This is a genomic window from Desulfovibrio sp. UIB00, assembly GCF_022508225.1.
In the GTDB taxonomy this organism is placed as follows: domain Bacteria; phylum Desulfobacterota; class Desulfovibrionia; order Desulfovibrionales; family Desulfovibrionaceae; genus Desulfovibrio.
In genome coordinates, this window is record NZ_JAETXJ010000012.1 from 1 (window position 1) to 22009 (window position 22009).

A 22009-nucleotide genomic window follows, 5' to 3' on the forward strand; every position below is an offset into this window, starting at 1 on the left:
GATAGGCTTCGCCTTTTTGGAACTCCCCGCTTAGCGGGGAGTTTTCTACATACAAAAAAAAAAGGCGCATCCGGTAAACCGGATGCGCCCGACAAGCCGCTATGCAACAGGGCTACGGCAGTCTGACTGTTTGTTTTATCTTAGGATGTTATTCCCGTCTGCGCTTGAGCCTGTCCAGCCTCTCCTGCATGAGGAAGCGCCCGGTGACGGAATTGGGGTCGGCAACGATGGCCTCGGGCGTTCCGGCAGAGACGATCTGGCCGCCGTTCTCGCCGCCGCCGGGGCCCATATCCAGCACATGGTCGGATGCCAGAATCATGTCTGTATTATGCTCGATAACCACCACGCTGGCTCCCCTGTCCACCAATGCATGCAGTACCTTGATGAGCTTGCCCACCTCGTGCATGTGCAGGCCAGTAGTCGGCTCGTCAAGAATATACATGGTTCCTGGCAGGGATCGCTTGCCCAGTTCGCGCGAAATCTTGATGCGTTGTGCTTCGCCGCCCGAAAGCGTGGTGGCGGGCTGCCCAAGTCGCAGGTATTCCAGCCCCACTTCTTCCAGCACGGCAAGGCGGCGCTCCAGCGAGGGATAGTTTTCAAAGAGCTGGCGGGCCTGATGTACGGTGAGGTCGAGCACCTCGGCGATGTTCAACCCCTTGTAGCGCACTTCAAGGGTTTCGTGGTTATAGCGTTTGCCCTTGCACACATCGCAGGTCACGTACACGTCGGGCAAGAAGTGCATTTCAACGCGAATCTGCCCATCACCGCCGCAGGCTTCGCAACGCCCCCCACGCACGTTAAAGCTGAAACGCCCCGGCCTGTAGCCGCGTTTGCGGGCGTCCTGGGTCATGGCAAAAATATTGCGAATCTCGTCAAAAATCTTGGTGTAAGTGGCAGGGTTGGAACGCGGCGTGCGCCCAATGGGCGTCTGGTCAATGGCCACAATACGTTCCACAGGCGCAGAGCCTTTTTCGTATTCCAGCCCGCCGATGGTGCCGGGCTGATCCACGCGCAGGCCAAGGTTCAGGGCCACATGCTTGTAGAGCGTATCCACCACAAGCGAACTTTTGCCGGAGCCGGAAACACCGGTCACGCAGGTCAGCACGCCCAAAGGGATGCGGCAGTCAATATCGCGCAGGTTGTTGGTGGTGATGCCGTGCATGACCAGCGCCCCCTGCCCTTCACGCCGTTCGTCCGGCAGGGCGATCACGTCATCGCCACGCAAATAGCGGGCAGTGAGCGTGTCCGCCTTGCCGAGCAGGTCGTCCACCCGCCCCTGAAACATGATTTCGCCGCCCTGCGAGCCGGAGCCTGGGCCAAGTTCAATGACCGTATCCGCCGCGCAGATGGTGGCTTCGTCATGCTCCACCACAAGCACGGTATTACCGCGCGCCTGAAGCGACCGCAGGGTTCCCAGCAACCGCTCGTTGTCACGCGGATGCAGGCCGATGGAGGGTTCGTCCAGCACGTAGGTGACGCCCACAAGGCCTGAACCGAGTTGCGATGCCAGACGGATGCGCTGGGCCTCGCCGCCGGAAAGAGTGGACATGGAGCGCCCCAGCGAAAGATACTCAAGCCCCACGCTGCGCATGAACGACAGGCGGTGGGTCAGTTCCTTCATAAGCGGCTCGGCAATGACCACATGTCGTCCCGTAAATTCCCGTTTTTCAAGCCATTCCAGCGCGCGCTCGACCGAAAGGTTGCAGAACTGCGCGATATTCAGATCGTCCACCCGCACGGAGAGCGCGTTGGTGTTCAGCCGCGCTCCGTGGCAGTCGGGGCAGTCCATGGTCTGCCGAAAACGCGAAAGCGCCTCGCGCCATGCATCGCCATACTGCATGCCGCTTTCAAGCAGAGGAATAACGCCGGGCCAGCGTTTTTCGCTCACGCCCACCTGCCCCTGCGCGCGCAGTGCGTCAGAAAAATGCTCGCTCTGATAATCGCCGCCAGCGCCAAGGGCCACGCTGCCGCCCATCCAGTTACGGCGCAGGCCCAACGAGGCGCGCGCGGGGCGGCCCTGTTCATCCTCGCCGTAAAAAAGGGCGGAAAGCGCGTCTTCGCTAAACTGCTCCAGCGGCGTGGAAAGCTGAAATTTGAAGCGCTTGCCCAGAGCCTTGAGGGCGTCCTCATAGCGGCTGAACATCTTGTCCGTGGCCCAGGGCAACAGCGCGCCCGTATTCAGCGAAAGCCCCATATTGGGCGCAATGAGGCGGGGTTCAAAATAATCCACGCCGCCAAGGCCTACGCAGCGCGGGCAGGCGCCCTGCGGCCCGTTGAACGAAAACAGCTGCGGGCTGGGTGCGGGCAGCGAAATACGGCAGTGCGCACATACCGAGGTGGTGGAGTGCACTGTGTCTGCCTCCTGCCCTGCGGCGGCCTTGTCCGGCTCGTGCAGCACAAGACGCCCTTCGCCATAGCGCAGGGCCAGCTCAACAGAATCCGCCAGACGCCCGCGAATGCCCTCCTTGTTCACCAGGCGGTCAACCACCAGATCAATGGAGTGCTTCTTGTTCTTGTCCAGCGTGGGCACATCGTCCAAGGTGTAAAACTCGCCGTTGACGCGCACACGGGCAAAGCCTTCGGCCTTGAGCTTTTTGAACTTGTCCTGATGCGTGCCCTTCTGAAGTTCCACCAGCGGAGCCATGACCATAAACTTGGTGCCCTGCGGCAGAGCCATGATATCGCCAATGATTTCATCAGCGGCGCGCGCCTCGATGGGCCGCCCGCACTGGGGGCAATACATGCGCCCAAGCCGGGCAAAAAACACGCGCAGAAAGTCGTAAATTTCCGTGACTGTTCCCACGGTTGAACGCGGGTTGCGCGAAACGCTCTGCTGCTCAAGCGATATGGCGGGCGAAAGCCCCTCGATCTTTTCCACGTCCGGCTTGTCCATCTGGGGCAAAAACTGGCGGGCGTAGGCAGACAGCGATTCCACATAGCGGCGCTGGCCTTCGGCGTACACGATGTCGAACGCCAGCGTTGATTTGCCGGAACCTGACGGGCCGCAAATCACCACCAGCTCATCGCGGGGGATGTCCAGGCTTATGTTTTTGAGATTGTGCTGGCGGGCCTTTTCGATGTGGATGCAGGGCTTGCTTGTGTTCATGAAAGCATATGTAAGCGGCCCAAGGGGCATTGGCAAGGGCAGAGCCTGCGTATTTTTGCGCGCCCCCTCCGCTGCAAAATGCACCCTCAGCCCCCAACCACCCCGTATCGCGCAATCCTTTGCCTGCGTGCATGGACAAGCCTTGCCGAAAGCGGTATAAAAATTTTTACAGCACGTCTGTTTCTGCAACCATCTGTCTGCGGGAGGATGTATGCCGCGTCATATACATTGTTTACTGATTGTTCTGTTGCTTGCCGCACTGTCGGATTCTGTGCAGGCCGCCGAAAGCGAAGTCACTGCCCGCAGTATCTTTGCACTGCTGCCCGAAAGTATTTTTGAAAACACTCCTGAAGGCCTGAGCCCGCAGGAAAAACAAAAACTGCTTTCCGCCGGGCATTCGGAATTTTGGGAGATCGCCGGAGAAACGGAAGACGTTCTGGTGTTCGCCTCCATGCCGTTCAGGGATACAGCCGTTGCCCTGCGCCTGTTCCGCAACGCTACGGACGGCTCCGTACTTGCCGCATTCGGCACTCTGGGCGGCGCTGTGTGCACCCTTGAGCTATGGCGGGTTGACGCCTCCGGCCGCGCCGTGCCGGTGGACACCCCGCAAGAGCCGGACATAAGCGTCTTTTTTGCCCCCGGGCGCAAAATGCCGCCCGATGTTCAGGCTACGGTCATGATCTGCCTTGGCCTTGGCGGCCTCAAGGCGCAGCCCATGTTCTGGACCAGTACGGGCATGGCCCATGTTCCGGTAGACAATGACGTAAGCTTTCAGTGGAACGGCAAAAGTTTTGAAAAGCTGGTGCAGCCGCACACCGATTAGCGGCCCAGCATAAAAATCAGGGTTGGGTTCCCGCAAGGGAAAGGCCCGTTTCTGCCGGAGATCTCCTGCGGAAACGGGCCTTGTTTTTGTGTAAAAAGTCAGCGTGGCGGCAACAGCTTACATAGCTATTTTATTCTCCAAGACAGCCAGAAAGTAAAAGAACCGTTTAGCCCCGCTTGCCCGCAAGGCTGAACAGCAACAAAGCCCCCATGATGATCGCGCCGCCCGCAAAGGTGGAGGCATCAGGCAGCCCGCCCGTCACCGCAAAATCAAGCAGCATGGACAAAAAGGGCGTCAGGAACATGTAGTTGGTCACAAGGCTTGTGCGCGGGGCCAGGGCAAGGGCTCTTGTCCAGAGCAGGTATGCTGCGGCGCTGGGGAAAATCCCCAGAAAAAGCGCAAGCCACAGCGCTCTGGCGGGCGCAGCCTGCACCTGGGCAATGGTTTGCGGCAGGCAGTACAGCAAAAACAGCGTACCCGCAAAAAAACTCCAGGCGGCGATTTCCATGGAGCCGTAGTGCCGCGACAAGGCGCGCTGCGTAATATTGTACAGGCTTATGAGCACTGCGGCCACCAGCACCCAGCCCATGCCGGGGGCCAGCATAAATCCCTGCCCGCCGCCGTTCATTACCACCACGCCGCCAAATGCCAGCGCAAGCGCAAGCCAGCGCAGCACGGGCAAACGCTCGCTGAAGAACAGACGCGCCAACGCCGCCGTCAGAATGGGAGCCGTGGAAATGACAATGCAGTTGGTGGTGGGGTTGAGGGTAATGGAACCCTCATTGAAGGCCAGCAGATACAGTGTAAAGCCGCTCAGCCCTGCTGCCGCAAACAGGGGCAGATGCCGGGCAGAAGGAACAAAAAATCCCCCGCGCGCCCTGCCCCTTGCCAGCAAGATGCCAACAAAGGCCAGCGACGCCACAGCGCAGCGCAAAAGGCCCAGCGGCCCCGGAGTAAAAAATGCCAGCGCAACCTTGGTGTACACATAGGCGGTCGACCACAGTACAACAGTGGCAAAGGCATAGGCCTGACAGATCAGCGCGGGATTGTTCATGACTATTCTTGGCGAATAGTTACATGCTGCGGAAACCCCAAGTATCGCCCGCAAACGCCGCGCGGGCGGCCCGGGCTTTCGTGGCCGGATATCGGCCAGTTCGGGCTATCGCTATTTTTCCAGCCACTCTCCAAGACGGGTTGCGAGAGTTGCCTCATCAAAGCGAGGGGTGGCGTACATGCCTGCGGCCTCGCGCTGGCGTGCTGCTTCTGCAAGAATGATGGCTGAAGCCACAGACACGTTGAAGCTCTGGATCATGCCGTACATGGGAATGTACAGCTCGCCATCTGCGGCAGCGAGCAGTTCCGGCTCAACGCCGCTGTGCTCGTTGCCCATAATCACAGCCGTGGGGCGGGTAAAATCCCATTCCCGCATGGGGCGGGCCTTTTCTGTAAACGAGGTGGCAAGCACCTGCATCCCCTGACCGCGCAGCTCTGCCATCATGCCTTCGCAGGTTTTGTGGCGCTCGGTTTCTACCCATTTGCGGGCCGAGGCCGATGTTTTGCGCCCCAAAGCGGGAAATGCCGTGTTGGTATAATACAGGTGCACGCGGCTGACGCCAAAGGCATCGCACGAACGGTAAATGGCCGAAACGTTGTGCGGGTCGTGGATATTGGCAAGCACCAGCGTAAGGTCCGGCTGGCGGTGACTCAGCACTTCCAGAAAGCGGGCCTTGCGCCGTGCCGTGGGTTCTTTGGGCATGGCTGATTCCTTACACATTGTAATTGATTGCTGCCCTTGTGTGGCAGAAAACGGCCTTTCAGGCAAGTGCGCCGATCTGCCGGGATGGACGGACAATGCCAATTAGGGTATATTTAGCACACCAGTCTTGGTCGATTTTTCTTATCGGCCTGCAATCCATTCACTTTTTTTCAGGAGCAACATGAATCTACTCCGCCTCTCTGCATATGCTCTGAGCGCACTGCTGCTTACTCCCTACACGGCTCTTGCCGCCGCCGACCATCTTACAGTTCCCGGCACCCTCTCCGCATGGTGGATCATCCCTTTTGCGGGCATGCTGCTTTCCATAGCCATACTGCCGCTGACCGCCCATATTTTCTGGGAACATCACCGGGGCAAGATTTCCATTTTCTGGGCGCTCACCTTTCTTGTGCCATGCCTAGCTGTCTATGGCCCAGGCGTGACCTTCTATGAATTCTGCCACATCATCCTGCTGGATTACGTGCCCTTCCTTGTACTCCTTTTTTCGCTGTACACGGTTGCAGGTGGAGTGCGCCTTAAAGGTTCGCTCACAGGCACGCCGCCAGTGAATCTGGGCATTCTTGCCATAGGAACTGTGCTGGCAAGCTGGATGGGCACCACAGGGGCAGCCATGCTGCTTGTGCGCCCACTGCTGCGGGCCAATGCGCACCGCAAATACCGCGTGCATTCTGTGGTATTTTTCATTTTTCTGGTGGCAAACATCGGCGGCTCACTCTCGCCGCTGGGCGACCCGCCGCTGTTTCTGGGTTTTTTGAAGGGCGTGGACTTTTTCTGGACAACCTCGCACCTGTTTTTGAAGACCCTGAGCCTTTCCACCGCCCTGCTGGCAATCTATTTTGTTCTGGACATGGTGCTCTATAACAAAGAAGGCCGCCCCGTACCGCCGATCAACCCTGCTGAAGCCGCGCCCGCAAGACCGGGGCAGGCAATGCACAGCCAGGAAAAACTCGGACTTGACGGCAAGATCAACCTGCTGTTCCTGCTGGGCGTGGTGACTGCCGTGCTGCTTTCCGGCCTGTTCCCGCTGGGAACCATAGCCACGGTGGGCGGCGTGCCGCTGGAAGCCCAAAACGTGCTGCGCGATGCCGCCCTGCTCTGCCTGGCGTGGCTTTCCATGCGCTATACCAGCCGCAGATGCCGCGAACTGAACGGCTTTACGTGGGGGCCCATTGAAGAAGTGGCCCAACTGTTCTTTGGTATTTTTGTCAGCATGATCCCGGCCATGGCCATTCTCAAGGCAGGGACCTCCGGCGCGCTGGCCCCGCTGGTGGAACTGGTCTCGCGCGATGGGCAGCCTGTCAATGCCATGTACTTCTGGCTGACGGGCGTTCTTTCCAGTTTTCTGGATAACGCCCCGACCTACATGGTCTTTTTCAATACCGCTGGTGGTGATGCGCAAACGCTCATGTACCATATGCCCGAAACTCTGGCGGCCATTTCCGCTGGCGCAGTCTTTATGGGCGCATGCAGCTACATAGGCAACGCGCCAAACTTTATGGTGCGGGCCATCGCGGAAGATCAGGGCGTGCGTATGCCTGGATTTTTTGGCTACATTTTGTGGTCGGTCTGCATCCTTGTGCCGCTGTTCGCTCTGTTGACCTGGTTTTTCTTCACTTAGGTGGCTGACTGGCCGGAGTTGAGCAGACGGCTGACACAACCTGACAACGCCAACACGCAAAAAGGCGGGCATAAAGCCCGACTGATACTGATCAAACGCCGCTTTGCGGCATTTGCGCCGCCAGCGTCAGCAAAGCCGCCGGGCGGAATACACGGAAACCAGTCGCTATCGGTGCGGCAAAGCCGCAATCGGCTCCTGATTTCCGACTGTGTTGACGCTGTCAACACGCAAAAAGGCGGGCATAAAGCCCGACTGATACTGATCAAACGCCGCTTTGCGGCATTTGCGCCGCCAGCGTCAGCAAAGCCGCCGGGCGGAATACACGGAAACCAGTCGCTATCGGTGCGGCAAAGCCGCAACCGGCTCCTGATTTCCGACTGTGTTGACGCTGTCAACACGCAAAAAGGCGGGCATAAAGCCCGCCTTTTTGCGTTAACAACAGAGTACGCTTGCCGTTGAGGGTTTTATCTGCAAGCGCTCTGTTAGATGAATTCGTCAATACGGCCAGCGCGCACCTTGGTCAGCAACCTTTTGGCCGCGCCAAGCTCACCCGTGGTCATCCTTTCCATTTTTTCGGCCAACAGCTGTTCGCCAATCAAGCGCGTGTAGGGCGTAGCGTAGTGCAGCAGAAATTCCAGGAACGATGCCGCAGAGTTGGGGCCGCACTGGTTTTTCATGCCGCATTCGCGCACCATGGAAAGGAACTCCTCGCCCGTGCGCCCCAACCGGGGGCAGGCCGCGCAAAATGACGGCAGATGGCGGGCTTCTTCCAACAGAAAACGCACCACCTCATCCACATGGCAGTCTTCGCCAATGGGGAAGGGAACCTTGTGCTCGGGATTGTCGATCCAGTTGCCGTAGGGGTTGGCAACGCTGCCAGTGAGCAGCTGCGAAGCGCCCGCGCTACAGCCATCGCGCCACAGGCCCGCAGGTTCCTTGGTGGTGAGGATAATGCCCGCGTAGGGAACCGCCAGCCGGGCAATAGCCACGCACCGCAGGTAGTCGGCGTCGCTCACGGGATGGGGCGTTTGCATGTTGCTGCCGGGGGCGCAACGCATGCGGTGCAGGCTCAGGGTGCGGCAACCGGTATCATAGGCCCGCAGCAAATGCGCCTGATGCTGCACAATACCCAGCAGATCATACTGCCAGGGACCAAGGCCCAGCATCAGGCCGCCGCCCACGTCCGGCACACCCGCCTGAAAGGCGACATCGGCGGCGTTCAGCCGGGCGTAGTAATCACTCTTGGGGCCAGAGATGTGAGCCGCGCGATAGCTGGCCTCGTGGTAGGTGTCCTGATAGATCAGCACGGTGCCCACATACGATTCAAGCAGGGCGGCATATTCATGTGATTCGAGAGCACCCACGTTCACGTTGACGCTGTGTACCTCGCCCACGCCGTCAAAAGCCGTGTACAGAATGCTGATGGCCTCGGCCAGATATTCAATATCCGCATTGGGCAACTGACCGCTGACAAGAAAAATACGTTTGTGACCCTGCCGAATGAGCTTGAGGGCTGCCTCGCGCATTTCAGGCGAGGTCATGTACTTGCGCTCAACGGCCTTGTTGCTTTTGCGGTTGGCGCAATACAGGCATTCGCTGCCGCAGTGGTTGGAGATGTGCAGGGGGGCGGAAAGTACAATACGGTCCCCGTAAACCTTTTGCTTGACTTCATCGGCGGCAGCCATAATGCGGCCAACGCCCACGCCGTCCTGCACGCGCATGAGGGCGACCGTTTCCGCCAAGGTTAAAGGCTGCAATTCAAGCGACTTGTTGAGGATATCCCGAAGCTCTGCGGCGTCAGGTGCTGTTTCCCTTTCCAGAGCTGTGCCAATGGCCTGGGCATCAAACCAGCGGGGCTGTGCATCAACAGACATGGGAACCTTCCTTGCAATAATTTTCAATAATTTCAGCAGGATCATCGCAATAACAATCCTGCACTTCATGTTACTTTGTTCACAAGCAACACGTTATTTATTTCACATTCGCAAGTCAAGGTGTGTACACGCACTTGTTTGATTAATCAAACTATAAATTGGGCTGTTGCCTGAAAAATAAGCTAAATGAAACTGACAAGATAGAAAAAGCGCTCTCCTCCTGCGACCAAAATTAAACACATAAAAAATTTTTGTATTTATTTGCGCAGTGCCTGCCAGCAGATGCTCTTGCGCCGCAAAAGCCACAGAGATATATTGCGCATGGCAAAAAAAGGGCACTCAGCCTGCCAAAAACCTAAAAAAATAGATTCCTCTGCCCGCACATCCACTTCAAGGAAAATCCATGTTCTCACTCCGCCCTGTTTCCCTTATGCTGGCTTTTTTGCTCTTCCTTTGCCTTGGCTTTGCCCAGCCAGCCCATTGCGCCGAAAAACCCCAAGGCCCCCTGCGCGTGGCCCTTCTGCTGGAAACGCCCACGGGCGATAACGACTGGAACGACAGTCTTGTGGACGGCCTGAGGCAGGCCGAGCGCGAGCTGGGCATAAAGGCTTCTGTGATTACCGCCCAGCCAGGGCATGACGAGGCGGCGCTTCAGGAAATGTTCCGAACTGCTGCGGGCAACAATGATCTGGTGCTGGTGGCTTCCAACGGTCTGCACGAAGTGCTGCGCAACAACGCCGCCAACTTTCGCCGCACCATGTTTGGCTGCATTGATGCCGGCATCCGCGCGCCAAATATAATGTCCGTAACATTTGCCGATGAGCAGGCGGCCTATCTTGCCGGGGCGGCTGCGGCCATGCTTGCCCGCCAGACCGACATGCCCGGCATAAGCGGACGCAAAATTATCGGCTGGATAACGGGTGAAGACTGCCCCGCCATGCGCTCCCTGCTGGGAGGATTCACCGAGGGCGCGCGCGTGATTGATCCAGAAGTACGTGTCGTCAACGTGGTTACAGGTTCATTTGCCAATGCGGAGGCTGGCCGCGCCGCAGCGAAAAATCTGCTCGACCAGGGTGCGGACATTCTGGTTCTGGCATGTGGTATGGGCAACGGCCCGGCCTTGCAGGAGGTTAAGGCGCGCAACGCATATGCCGTGGGGCTGGACACCGACAAGGACAACCTGCTGCCCGGCCATGTGCTCACCTCCATTCTCAAGCACCCAAACACGGCCGCCTACGACATCATAGCCGCTGCGGCCTCCGGCCACTTTGCAGGCAAGGAAATCATGGTGCGCGACCTGCAAAACGGCGGTGTGGACATTACGTCCATGGAGCCTTTCAAGGCTGGGGCTGGCAAGAATCTTGCCCCGGATATGGATCGCCGCCTGCGCGAACTGCGGGGCGAAATCCTCAACGGCGGCATCCGGCTCAAATCATTGCGCGAACGCACCTTGTGCGATTGTCTGTAAGAAGACTCCGCAAAACATCGCAATTTTATTGCTGATAAACGGGAAAAAATATACGGTTTCATATCGGGCGGATCAGGCCGCCCGCAAGGCGTCATCCCCCCTGCGCCCCAGACCATGGAAGAAGCATGCCCCCAGCGTGACCGGTATTGCCGATTACGCCACAACCATAAGCTTGCGAGGACTATCCATGATTATTGGCGTCACCAAGGAGATCAAGGCCGATGAATACCGTGTGGGCATCACGCCCGCCGGGGTCAAGGCGTTCACTGACCACGGGCACAAGGTTCTGGTAGAAAGCGGCGCAGGGCTTGGCAGCCGTATTGGCGATGACGAATTTGCCAAGGCTGGCGCAAGTATGCTGCCAGTGGAAGATGTATGGGCCAAGGCTGAAATGATCATGAAGGTCAAGGAGCCACTGCCCAGCGAATACAAATATTTTCGCCCCGGCCTACTGCTCTTTACCTACCTGCATCTTGCGGCGGACAAGGAACTCACCGACGCCCTGCTTAATTCCGGGGTGGTGGGCCTTGCCTACGAAACCGTGCAGCCCAAGGATCGCAGCCTGCCGCTGCTGGCCCCCATGTCTGAAGTTGCGGGCCGTATGGCCGTGCAGATGGGTTCCTACATTCTGACCAAACAGGCAGGCGGCGCGGGTATGCTGCTGGGCGGCGTGGCTGGCGTGCAGCGCGCCAGGGTCGCCATTGTGGGCGGCGGCACCGTGGGTACGGAAGCCGCCAAAATGGCCATGGGCCTTGGCGCGGAAGTTACCATTCTGGACAACAACCTGAACCGCCTGCGCTATCTGGGCGACATTTTCTCTTCCCGCGTCCAGACCCTTGCTTCCAACGAATACAATATCGCCGGGGCAGTTCAGGAGTCCGACCTTGTTATCGGCTCCGTGCTTATTCCCGGCGCCATGGCCCCCAAACTGGTGACAGAAGCCATGATCAAAACCATGCGCCCCGGCAGCGTGGTGGTGGACGTGGCCATTGACCAGGGCGGTTCGTTTGAAACCACGGCGGGCAGGCCCACAACCCACCACGAACCCACCTATGAAAAACACGGCGTCATCCACTATGCCGTTGCCAACATTCCTGGGGCCGTGCCGGTCACGTCAACCTATGCCTTGACCAACGCCACTCTGCCCTTTGCCCTGGAACTGGCGGACAAAGGTTGGAAAAACGCCTGCCGCGACAATATCGCCCTTGAGCGCGGCCTGAATACGGTTGATGGACAGTGCACCTTTGCTGGCGTGGCCGAAGCCTTTGGCCTGCCCTGCGCCTCCACAGCCCAGATTCTGCGCTAGCTGCGACGATTCAAAAAAATTCAGGCCCGTTTCAGGGAGAGCAAACGCTCCGCCACCTGAAACGGGCCTGTCTGTGTACAACGGGTGAAAATGGCGGGCCGCTACGTTCAGCTGAACCTTTTATTTAACCGGAGTTCCATCCACTCGTTGCGAAAAGCGCGGCACAGACATATGGCACACGCCCCGCCCTGTGCGGCGGGCAAAATCCTGATGGTAGGCCTCTGCCTCATAAAAAGGCCCTGCGGGCGCAATCTGCGTAACCACCCTGTAGCCAAGCTCGCGCAGGTGCGTCACCAGCTTTTCGACCACGGCCTTTTGTTCCGCGCCCTGATAAAAGACCGCTGAACGATACTGCTCGCCCCAGTCCGGCCCTTGCCTGTTGAGCTGTGTGGGATCGTGGATTTCAAAAAAACGGCGCAAAATCTGCTCGTAACTCACGCGCGAGGGATCATAGCGCACCAGCACGGCCTCCGCATGGCCGGTATCGCCCCGGCACACGTCTTCATAACTGGGGTTGACCGTGTGACCGCCCGTATAACCAGAAATCGCCTCGCACACGCCCGGTATTTTCTGAAAAGCGTCTTCCACCCCCCAGAAGCAGCCGCCAGCCACAATGGCTGTGGCCGTGCATCCTCCAGAGGCCGCATTCTGGCCTGAAGCGCCTGTAGCCGCCAGCGGAACGCCCCCGGCAGCGGAGGTTTCCTTTTTTGCTGCCAGCCGCGCCAGAGCCGCTTTTTCCGCATCGCTGCCCGCAGGGGCAAAACTCATGGACAGCGAATTGACGCAATGGCGCGTGTTCTTTTCGGTGAATCCTTCCCCCTCAAACACATGTCCCAGATGCCCGCCGCAGTTGGCGCAAATAATCTCAACCCTGCGACCGTCTGCATCGGGCACACGGCGCACCGCGCCCGGCACAGCCGTATCAAAGCTGGGCCAGCCGCAGCCGGACTCGAACTTGTCGTCCGAATGGTAGAGCGGCATGCCGCACTGGCGGCAGATATAGGTGCCCGCCTCATGGTTGTTAACATATTTGCCCGTATAGGGCGGCTCTGTGGCCTTGCGCAACAGCACATCCGCCTCCAGTCCTGAAAGCGGCGGCATGGGATACGTGTTTTGCATCGAAACCTCCGGAGCTGTAGGCGAAGCTCCAAAGGCCGCCAGCGGCAGACCCGGCAGCAGAGCCAACAGCATAAATGTACAAATGAGGAGACAACTCGTTCGTCCGGATCTGGGCATGGGTTCCTCCCGGCGCAGGCAGCGCATGCATTTTACATAAGCACAAGACCAGGCATGTCGAGGGGGATGCACGGCCTGCCTTCGATGCGCCCTACAAAAAAACGCCCACCCGCAGAGCGGACAGGCGCAAAACAATTGCAGCGCAAACAGGCACCTTATTCGGCAAACCCCTCGGGATTGCGCGAATGCCAGCTCCAGGCCGAGGCAATGATGCTGTCGATATCAGCGCGGGCTGTCCAGCCCAGCACCTCGGCGGCGCGCTCGGCGGAGGCAATGAGCCGCGCCGGATCACCGGGGCGGCGCGCGCCGATGCTGACGGCAATGTCGCGTCCGGTCACACGGCGCGCGGCTTCTACCATCTGCCGCACAGAAAATCCCGTGCCGTTGCCCAGGTTGCACACTTCGCTGCCGCCACCACCACGCAGGTAATCCACGGCGCGCAGGTGCGCATCGGCCAGTTCCATCACGTCCAGATAGTCACGAATACAGGTACCGTCCGGCGTGGGATAATCATCGCCAAAAATGGTGACATGTGGCCTTTTGCCCAGCGGCACCTGTAGAATGATGGGGATAAGGTGACTTTCCGGCCTGTGATCCTCACCAATAAGGCCCTGAGGCCATGCGCCAGCAACGTTGAAATAACGCAAAATGACAGACCGTATGCCGTGCGCCCTACCCACCCAGTGCATCATGCGCTCCATGGCGAGCTTGCTTTCGCCATAGGGATTGGTGGGCCGCAGAGGCGCGTGCTCGGGTATGGGAACGACATCAGGTTCGCCATAGACCGAAGCCGTGGACGAAAACACGATCTTGTCCACCCCATGCCGCGCCATGGCTTCAAGCAGTACCATCATACCATGTATGTTGTTCTGAAAATACTTGAGCGGCTGCTCCATGCTCTCACCCACCAGAGAGCAGGCGGCAAAGTGCAGCACGGCCTCAATGGGTTGCTCTGAAAATACGGCATCAAGCAATGCCGGATCACGCATGTCGCCGGAATAAAGACGCACATCCTGCGGAACGGAACCACGGTGCCCCGTAAGAAAATTGTCGAGTACCACAGGCGTTTCGCCACGTTCCAAAAGGGCGCGCACATTGTGGGAACCAATATATCCGGCACCGCCGCAAACAAGAATTGCCATGAACTCCTCGCTTGTCCGTTACGTTTCGCTTTTGCGAACAATAATTGTGCACTCGACGTAAGGATTTGGCAAGAGGTACAATGCGTTGTCTGTGCACCAGTGCAACCTGAGCATGGGACACGGCGGAGAGTTGCAAAGCCCGCTGGCCTCAGGCGCAGACATGACACTGACCTGAAACACAGCGGGCCCATATGACGCAGCCGAAAGGCTTAACGCCGTGCGCAGCAGACTTTTACAGCTGCTTGAGCACATCCTCGGCAAACGAGGCCACGGCTTCGGGGTCGTTGGAGGCATCGCCTTCCATCTTGAGCCCTTCTGCAATGATGTTCGCGCCCAGTTCCTTGGCGCGCTCTTCAATGGCAGGTACCGCGCCGCAAAAATGTTCGTATTCCTGATCGCCGGAGGCAAATGCGGCTACCTTGCGGCCAGCCAGCCCGATGCGGTCAAATTCCTCAAACAGGGACAAAAAGTCGTCCTGCATTTCCAGGTCTTCCATGCCCCAGGCCGAGCAACCAAACAGCACGGCATCGTAACCGTCTGCCAGGTTTTCTGCCGAGGCGTCCGCCGCGTTGAGCAGCTTGACTTCGTGCCCGCCAGCAGCAATCAGTTCTTCAAGCTTCTGGGCGATGCTTTCCGTATTGCCGGTGCTGGAACCAAAAACAATCAGTACCTTACTCATGACATTCTCCTTCGTTGCGTCTTATTTAAAAATGAAATTCATTTTCTAAATGGATAGGGATGTTCGATTCGCCTGTCAAGGGAAAGAATCACCAAGACTTTTTTTGCTGCATCCCTGCTGGCCACGTCCGGCATTTTTCGAGCAGATTGTGCAGAAATCACACCCTGCGCAACTTAACCTCAGCACTGCCAGCAAGGAAAAGAAGTGACATTGATCACAAAAATGAAAAAAGATGAAAAAAAATCGGAACCCCGCGCAACTCGCAGGGTTCCGAAAATGTTGTCTGTCAGATTACGCAAACTATTCGCTGTCTGCTCCGTTGTGCGAGTCCTCATCCGCCCCGGCGTCCAGACCATCTTCCGTCGCCGCTTCTCTGGCGCGCGGGGCTGGCATGCTCCACTCTCCCGGCATAGGCGCGGCAAGTTCGGCCTTTTCCCCAAGATAGGGGTTAAAATAGCCGTAACGCAGCCAAGGGCAAAGCTTTTTGAGGCGCTTCATGAACGATGTCAGCCCCATGCTGGGCGAGAGTTCCAGCTTCTGTTGCCCTTCGCCACCGCTCATGAGCTTGAAGTACCATTCGGGATCAATATTGAGGTTGCGCCACTGGATCATGCTCACGCCGTTATCGCCCACCAGACGCGCCAGGGCGTCCAGTTCTTCTTCCGTATCCGTAACGCCGGGGAAGACCAACAGATTCAGAGAAACCCATATGCCACGGCTGCGGGCCTCGCGAATGGAAGCGCGCACATCGTCAAAGGAATAGCCGGATGGCCTGTAATAGCGATCATAAAGGCCGCTCCGAGCGCTGTTCAGGCTCACGCGCATGCTGGTCAGCCCGGCTTCGGCAAGGCGGATCACAGCCTCGGGCCGGGAGGCGTTGGTGTTGCAGTTGACAGTGCCGGGCCCTTCGCCCGCGCGGAACTGGCGCACGCTCTCCACCAGCAGATCAGGATTCATGAGCGGATCGCCCTCGCAGCCCTGCCCAAAGGAATAAATGGGGGTACGGGTTTCGCGCCCGGAATGAACGCGCATGACCTCGGCCAGTTCTTCGGGGCTGGGCGTAAAGGCAAGGCGGCACTGCGGCGTTGACTGAATGGGCGAGTCCTTCTCCTGCGCTGAAATACAGCCAATACAGCTGGCGTTGCAAGCGCGGGACGATGGCAGCGGGGCCTCGTAACGGCCCAGAGCAAAGTTGCGGGCCGCAGGGCAATCGTAGCGCGCCACGCAGTTATCCATGATATGCCGGATAAGCCTGTTCTTGGGGTAATCGCGCAGCAGGGCGCGGGCACCCTGTTCAATGCGTCCGCGCGGAATATTGCTGAAAATCTGCCGTGGTTCGGTATCCACCCTGCGGGCGCAGATATAGAAACGCCCTCTGGCGAAGCCCACGGCCCCGTAAGCAAACAATGGCAACATGGGTGCGTTTTCGCCGCTTTCATAGGCTGGATGGGCCGAAAGCGTATAGCCGGGTGCGGCAAAGGCCGCCACGGCAAGCTGGGCCTCGCCTTCAGGAGGCGCGATGTGCCCGGTTTCGGGGTCAAGGCCCACTGCCTGCCTGCCAGGCAACAGAAAGAACTCGCTTTCCTCCGGCAGGGGAATCAGTTCGTCCGGACGCGGCAGCCCCCACTGCGCGCCTCGCCGACAGACCATGAGCAGATCGGGATCGTCATAGATATTGCCGCGCTCGTCTGCCATTACAAGATGCGGTTCAATGTGTTGCGCGGCCATAAAAGCTCCTTGCCCAAGAAGTGTTGAACGTATATAAAAACTGCTGGCCGGGCCTTCCCGGCCCGTATTTTTGGAGGCCTGCCATGTTTTCCATCATGCTTTTCATTTTTTTGTGCTTCTTCGGAATACTGGCTGTGCTGTACCACATGCTGCGCAGCCAGGAAAAACTTTGCAGATCGCTGCACGAAGAACACGCACAGATGCGTGTGCTGCTGCGCTCGCTGGAATCGCGCCTTGACGCGCTGGACGTGACGGAACCAGCCGAGGCTGCGTTCTCCCCCAGGGGAGCCGCCCATCTTGCGCCCCGCCCTGCCCCGCAGCCAGCGCAAGACCCCCTGCTGCATCTGAGCTTTGATGAACCCGCCCAGAACGTCAGCATTGCACCCGATGTAGATCCGGCGCTGGATCTGCACTTTGACCCGGCAGTGGGTATTCCCGCTTCTTCAGGAAGAAACAGCAGAAATTAAAGCTCATCAACGTTGAGAATACCCGTTCTCAACGTTTTTTATTGCTCATTCCCGCCCCGTCAGCCCGAATTCTCCCTTGGCAGCCGCAAGATAGGCCTCGCTCAATCCGGTACTGCGCAACTCCTCGGCCCAATGCAGATAGGGCAACCTCAGGGAATCCTTGCGGATGGCTACGGCCCTGCCCCTGCGGCGCGCAACGCACTGAGGGTCGCTGGTCAGGAGGGCGCGCACTCTGTCGCTGAAAGCTCTTGCGCGGTGCACCGCCCTGTGGCCTCCGTCTATGCAGGCCAGCGCGGCCTGCCTCATGCGCGCAGCAACATCCGGATGCTCAAGCAGATAGCGCACCTGCGCCACGGCCTCGCCAGCAGCGGTTGCAGCGTCCACAGTACTGCCATTGTCCGCCGTATCCGCCCCATAGCAGAGCATGTGCTCGCCCTCGGCAAAAATATCCGTCAGCCCGTGCCCGATACGTGGAGTCACAAGGCAACTGCCGCAGCCCAAGGCCTCAAAAACCCGAAAATTCAGGTCGCCGTGCTCGCAGTGGTTCAGCACCACCCGCGCCCTTGCATATAAATGGCGGTAGGAGCCGGTTACAATCTGCAATTCCGGCAATCCGCTGCGGCACTTTTCCAGAAAGGCCGTGCGGCACGGCAGATTGGCATTGACCGTACCAACAAACACGCAGTCCATATCCTTGGCAGTCTGAGGCTCGGGCGCATCCTGAGCCCAGGCAAAGGCAGGAGACCACCACACCCGATCTGCGGGCAGATACGCCCCTGCAAAACGCGGCAAATGATCGCGCAAAGACGCAATGCAGACATCAAAAGCCTGGGCGTAATACGGTTGCCACGAATGGATGTGAGAATCCACGCTGTAGAACACAGTGAGGCACGGAAAATCCTCTACGCCAAGCACATAGGGAGCACGGCTTTTGTCGGCAACTACCAGCACGTCTGGCTCAAAACCCGCAATACGCACCAGATCATGCCAGCCAAACACGGCGGCATGCTCAAAATTGTGCCGGGCCACAGCATCCCAGCCGCAGGAAGAAAGGGCGTCGCTGAAAAAAGGACTGCCTATCCACAAAAGCCGCTTCATGCGCCCCCGGCAACAGTAATGTGGTTTTGCGCTAACTGCGCACGGTGCTTGGCATCTCCTGCCTGACAGTTGCCAACAGGCCCGATTTGCAATAGGTTCAAAACCTAGCCTCGACGCCCCAAGGCGTCAAGACGCGAGAATGCACATGCTGCTCAACCCTGGCCGACTTCGCCTTATCACGCGCATTTTTTTGGCGCTTCTGTTAACCCTGTCGGCTATGTCGGCGGCGGTCTTTTGGCTTTTGCAACGCAATCCCGAGGCGCTGGCGCAACATTATATTGAACAGATTGCCGCCAGCACCGGCCTGAATATTACCGTTGAATCGGTCAATGTGGCTCTTTTGCCGCTGCCATCCCTGGCTGTCAGCAATGCCAGCGTTGAGGGCAAGAGCTTTAGTTTTACCGTTGCCTACGCCACACTCCGGCCCGACTTTCTGGCGCTGCTGCGCGGCGAACTGCTGCCCCGCAATATCACCCTGCTGCGCCCCCGCCTCAAGGGCGAACTGCCCGTGGCTCTCAGCCTGCCCTTTCTGTTCCCTGACAATGCCGAAGCCGCCCAGCCCGTTGCAGCTCAGGCCGCGCCAGAAAGGAGCGCATCCCCCAAAAAAGCGTCCCCAAAATCCGTCCCTCAGCCTACCGCAGCCTCTGCGGCAAAGGCCAGCACACCGCCGACGCAGGAAGCAGCGATCCCAGCCGCAACAGATGCGGCGGTTCCCTCGCAAAGCGCTGCCGCGCAAGAGCTGCCCCCTGCGCAGAATTCCATACAATCATGGCTGTCCCGGCTTGCCGGGGACAACACTGGAGGCGCGGCTCTGTTGCCGGGCATTTTGCCGGGTCGGTTCAGACTGGCTGTTTCACAGGGCGAAGTGGACATCATCGGCGCGGACAAAACGCAAGTGACGGCCAACGGGTTGCAATGCGACCTGGAAACCGCCTCGGGCACACGCCTTGAGGGCAACTTTTTTTGCACCACAGCGGTTCTACAGCCAGAAGGTCAAACGCCAGCCAAGGTTGAGCACCTCAATCTGGAAGGCAAGACTGACCTCTCGGCCCCCCTGGCAAAAACGCCGCAACTGGCGGTCAAGGGCACCGTGCAGCTGCCCAACTGGCTGGCCCGCCTCAACTTTGCGCTCGGCCTCAAGGCTGATGCCAATGGCTGGAGCCTGACCAGCGACCTTGAAGGCGAACTGCGCAAGGATGAAGTGCTGCTGCCTGCCCACGTTACCGGCACTGTGGCCCAACGCAGCAAGGAAGATCAAGGCATCAACCTAGAAAATCTGCGCCTGCGGCTTGGGCAGGATGATGTGACCGTCAACGGCCTGCTGCTTCTGGGCGGACCGGACACTTTCAGTATTGAAGGACGTCTGCAACTGCAGCGCGCAAGCCTGACGGAATGGCTGGGCTTTGCCCGTAATCTGGCGCCCGGCCTTCAGGTTGCGCTGGACGAAGTAACCTTGGGCACCCTTGATTTTTCAGTGAACGGCAAAGGGCTGCGCGTTCCGCATATTGACGTAACCGCCGCTGGCAGCCGCTTTTTGGGTTCCGGCGGCGTTGCGAGCTGGGCCAGGCCTGAACTGCTGCTGGATCTCAAGGCCGAGACTGTGAATCTGGGGCGCGCCATCCCTGAATCGGTGGGGGTATTGCCTGCCGAACCGCGATACGGCCACGGGCCACTCACTCCCATGCCCGGCAAGCCTGTGGTGCCCGGCGAAATCGGGCTTGATTACAACATCCGGCTGGCTGCAACCCGGGTGAACTACGGCCCCATCGTAATCAATGATGCGCTGGTCGTCATCAAGCAGGGGCTGGTTGACCAGGTCACCCACTTTGAAGACACGCTGCTGATTGTTGACGGCACTCTTTACGGCGGCAGCGTCAAGGGCGACACCATCATGGGCGGTCACCCGGATACCCCCTACGCCATCCGCCTGCACATGCGCGACGTTAACGGCGAGAATCTGGCAAAAGACCTCCCGGTCATGCCCGTGAGCGGTGGCAAGCTGCGCGGTGATGTGGACGTTATGAGCCAGGGGCGGGAGCTGGATGTTTTTCTGGGCAAATTGCGCGGCACGGTAAGCGCCCGGGCTGAAAAAGGCCAGTTGCGCCCGCCGAACAATATCCCAGGCAAGGCCTCCCCCGGCGCAGTGGGCTTTAAAGCGCTTGATTTGAGCCTTAAAGCCCGCACGGCGGCCTGGGAGCAAAGCCGCCTGGGCCTTGAAGGCCAGTGGACCGCCACCATTGAAGATGAAGGCATTGACGCCAGCGTGGGCCTTAACGGCAGGCTCTGGTTCAGCGGCGATGGTCAGGGCGGCGGCAACATGGATTTTCAAAACCTGCCCGGCACCATCAGCCTGAGCCTCAGCCCGGAAAAATCCTTTCAGCCAGAGGGTCTGCAAACGCAAATCAGCGGCAAATTCAGTTGTCAGGCTGCGCGCAACCAGCTTTCGGCCACAGACATGCACATGAACGCCCTTGGGGCGGACATTTCCGGCGCGGGGCAACTGGGCATGGGCAAGGACGGCATGGTCTGGCAGGGCAAGGTTTCCGCCTTTATCCCGGACAGCACAAAAACGCTGCGCCTGCTTGGCGCTGCCAACCCCAATGTGCCGCAACCTCTGCGCAGGATCGAGCTGGACACTGCCTTCAAGGGCGATAGCGGATCCCTGGCGCTGTCAGAGTTCCGCGCCAAGGTGGATCAAAACGATATTTCCGGCAGCATCAGCCTTGACTGGCGCAAGGAACTGGCCCTGCGATTCAAGCTCTCCGCTCCGCAAATTGATCTTGACCGCTACGTGGGCGACAAGGCCGCCGGGCAGGCGGACGGCGGCAAAAGCAAAAAAAAGACCGACAGCAAACCGTGGGATCTGCGCTTCATGCGGGCATTTTCCGCTGAGGGCGAAGCGCACGTTGGCCAGCTCACCCTGTGGAAACTGCGCACCGATGACCTGCGCCTTAAAGCCAAAATGGAGAACGGAACCCTGCGCTATGAAAGTCAGGGCGGCAAATTTTATGGCTCGCCCGTGTCTGCGCATGGTGAAATGCGTTTCAACAAGGGGATGGGGTTTGCCAATGCCCTGTCCATCGAGGGCTTTGACCTTGCCGCAGCAAGCAAGGATCGCGGTGGCAGCGCGGCCCTTGGCGGGCGCGCGAGCATTAGCTCCGAGGTTGATGCGGAGCTGACAGGGGCAAACCAGTTGCCCTCGCGGCTGAACGGCAAATGGCGCTTCAACGTTCATAACGGCTTTTATCAGTCGCGCGACAAAGACGGTCAGCTCAAGGGCAAACCCACCCGCTTTGACGCTGCGGGCAGCTCCGGCGCAATCACCAACGGCATTGCAAAAAGTGGTGATTTTTATCTCAAGGGGCAGGACCTCACTGTTACCGGCGGTGGATGGATAGACCTCAACAGTGAGACTCTAGACTGTAACTTTACCGTAAACATGAAGAATCTTCCAGAATTCCCCATGCGTCTTTATGGCAGCCTGGACAACAGCAAAACATCCATTGGCGCTGGCAAGCTGCTGCTCAACACCATTGGTGGCATCACCCAGGGATTTGTTGATGTGCTTGGCGGCGTGGTGGAAGGCACCTGGAAGCTCTTTCGGTAGGCAGCGGCCCGTGGGCTGCAACATGTCGAGCATTCTTCCCAGCACCCGTTGACAGGGCCTATTTTAGGGGATAGGGTGCC

The 22009-nt window shown here is 58.7% G+C and carries 16 protein-coding genes; 7 read left to right on the plus strand and 9 right to left on the minus strand.

What is annotated here, in order from left to right; all coding sequences use genetic code 11:
• Positions 1 to 148 precede the first annotated feature (148 nt).
• Positions 149 to 3106 (minus strand): excinuclease ABC subunit UvrA, encoded by a 2958-nt coding sequence (gene uvrA / locus JMF94_RS14130; RefSeq protein WP_240825887.1) that lies wholly within the window; start codon positions 3104 to 3106, stop codon positions 149 to 151.
• 211 nt (positions 3107 to 3317) lie between these two features.
• Between uvrA and JMF94_RS14135 the strand changes: the two genes are divergently transcribed.
• A complete protein-coding gene (locus tag JMF94_RS14135) occupies positions 3318 to 3929 on the plus strand; it encodes a hypothetical protein (RefSeq protein ID WP_240825888.1) in 612 nt (203 codons plus the stop codon).
• Positions 3930 to 4095: 166 nt separating this feature from the next.
• Here JMF94_RS14135 and JMF94_RS14140 read toward each other — a convergent pair whose 3' ends face one another.
• Together JMF94_RS14140 and JMF94_RS14145 are read right to left on the minus strand one after the other, a co-directional pair.
• Positions 4096 to 4983 carry a DMT family transporter gene (locus JMF94_RS14140; protein ID WP_240825889.1) on the minus strand — a complete coding sequence of 296 codons (888 nt, stop codon included), beginning with the start codon at positions 4981 to 4983 and terminating at the stop codon, positions 4096 to 4098.
• 111 nt (positions 4984 to 5094) lie between these two features.
• On the minus strand, positions 5095 to 5685 hold the full coding sequence (locus tag JMF94_RS14145) for an RNA methyltransferase (protein ID WP_240825941.1): 591 nt from the start codon (positions 5683 to 5685) through the stop codon (positions 5095 to 5097).
• A 181-nt stretch (positions 5686 to 5866) separates the two neighbouring features.
• Here JMF94_RS14145 and JMF94_RS14150 point away from each other — a divergent pair, with 181 nt between their 5' ends.
• Both JMF94_RS14150 and JMF94_RS14155 read left to right on the plus strand, forming a co-directional pair.
• On the plus strand, positions 5867 to 7324 hold the full coding sequence (locus JMF94_RS14150; RefSeq protein ID WP_240825891.1) for a sodium:proton antiporter: 1458 nt from the start codon (positions 5867 to 5869) through the stop codon (positions 7322 to 7324).
• Positions 7325 to 7783, plus strand: a complete 459-nt coding sequence (locus JMF94_RS14155) for a hypothetical protein (protein ID WP_240825893.1) — start codon at positions 7325 to 7327, stop codon at positions 7781 to 7783.
• A gap of 23 nt (positions 7784 to 7806) precedes the next feature.
• On the opposite strand, the gene JMF94_RS14160 is transcribed toward JMF94_RS14155, so the two are convergent.
• Entirely contained in the window at positions 7807 to 9198 is a 1392-nt protein-coding gene (locus JMF94_RS14160) for a radical SAM protein (protein WP_240825895.1), read from the minus strand.
• Positions 9199 to 9601: 403 nt separating this feature from the next.
• On the opposite strand from JMF94_RS14160, the gene JMF94_RS14165 reads away from it, so the two are divergent.
• Positions 9602 to 10666: a BMP family ABC transporter substrate-binding protein gene (locus tag JMF94_RS14165; protein WP_240825897.1), complete on the plus strand. Its 1065-nt coding sequence runs from the start codon at positions 9602 to 9604 to the stop codon at positions 10664 to 10666.
• A 187-nt stretch (positions 10667 to 10853) separates the two neighbouring features.
• On the plus strand, positions 10854 to 11972 hold the full coding sequence (gene ald / locus JMF94_RS14170) for an alanine dehydrogenase (protein WP_240825942.1): 1119 nt from the start codon (positions 10854 to 10856) through the stop codon (positions 11970 to 11972).
• Positions 11973 to 12092: 120 nt separating this feature from the next.
• On the opposite strand, the gene JMF94_RS14175 is transcribed toward ald, so the two are convergent.
• The 4 genes from JMF94_RS14175 to JMF94_RS14190 form a co-directional block, all read right to left on the minus strand.
• Positions 12093 to 13091 (minus strand): bifunctional methionine sulfoxide reductase B/A protein, encoded by a 999-nt coding sequence (locus JMF94_RS14175; RefSeq protein ID WP_240825898.1) that lies wholly within the window; start codon positions 13089 to 13091, stop codon positions 12093 to 12095.
• A gap of 272 nt (positions 13092 to 13363) precedes the next feature.
• The gene (gene galE / locus JMF94_RS14180) at positions 13364 to 14350 is read right to left on the minus strand and encodes a UDP-glucose 4-epimerase GalE (protein ID WP_240825899.1); all 987 of its coding nucleotides are present in this window, start codon (positions 14348 to 14350) and stop codon (positions 13364 to 13366) included.
• A 232-nt stretch (positions 14351 to 14582) separates the two neighbouring features.
• On the minus strand, positions 14583 to 15029 hold the full coding sequence (locus JMF94_RS14185) for a flavodoxin (RefSeq protein WP_240825900.1): 447 nt from the start codon (positions 15027 to 15029) through the stop codon (positions 14583 to 14585).
• A 300-nt stretch (positions 15030 to 15329) separates the two neighbouring features.
• Entirely contained in the window at positions 15330 to 16757 is a 1428-nt protein-coding gene (locus JMF94_RS14190) for a radical SAM protein (RefSeq protein ID WP_240825901.1), read from the minus strand.
• Positions 16758 to 16840: 83 nt separating this feature from the next.
• On the opposite strand from JMF94_RS14190, the gene JMF94_RS14195 reads away from it, so the two are divergent.
• Positions 16841 to 17224 carry a hypothetical protein gene (locus JMF94_RS14195; RefSeq protein ID WP_240825902.1) on the plus strand — a complete coding sequence of 128 codons (384 nt, stop codon included), beginning with the start codon at positions 16841 to 16843 and terminating at the stop codon, positions 17222 to 17224.
• 45 nt (positions 17225 to 17269) lie between these two features.
• Here the strand turns inward: JMF94_RS14195 and JMF94_RS14200 are convergent, their stop codons facing one another.
• The gene (locus JMF94_RS14200; protein ID WP_240825903.1) at positions 17270 to 18322 is read right to left on the minus strand and encodes a glycosyltransferase; all 1053 of its coding nucleotides are present in this window, start codon (positions 18320 to 18322) and stop codon (positions 17270 to 17272) included.
• 217 nt (positions 18323 to 18539) lie between these two features.
• Between JMF94_RS14200 and JMF94_RS14205 the strand changes: the two genes are divergently transcribed.
• Complete coding sequence (locus JMF94_RS14205) at positions 18540 to 21929, plus strand: AsmA-like C-terminal region-containing protein (RefSeq protein ID WP_240825904.1); 3390 nt, start codon at positions 18540 to 18542, stop codon at positions 21927 to 21929.
• The last annotated feature ends 80 nt before the right edge of the window (positions 21930 to 22009 follow it).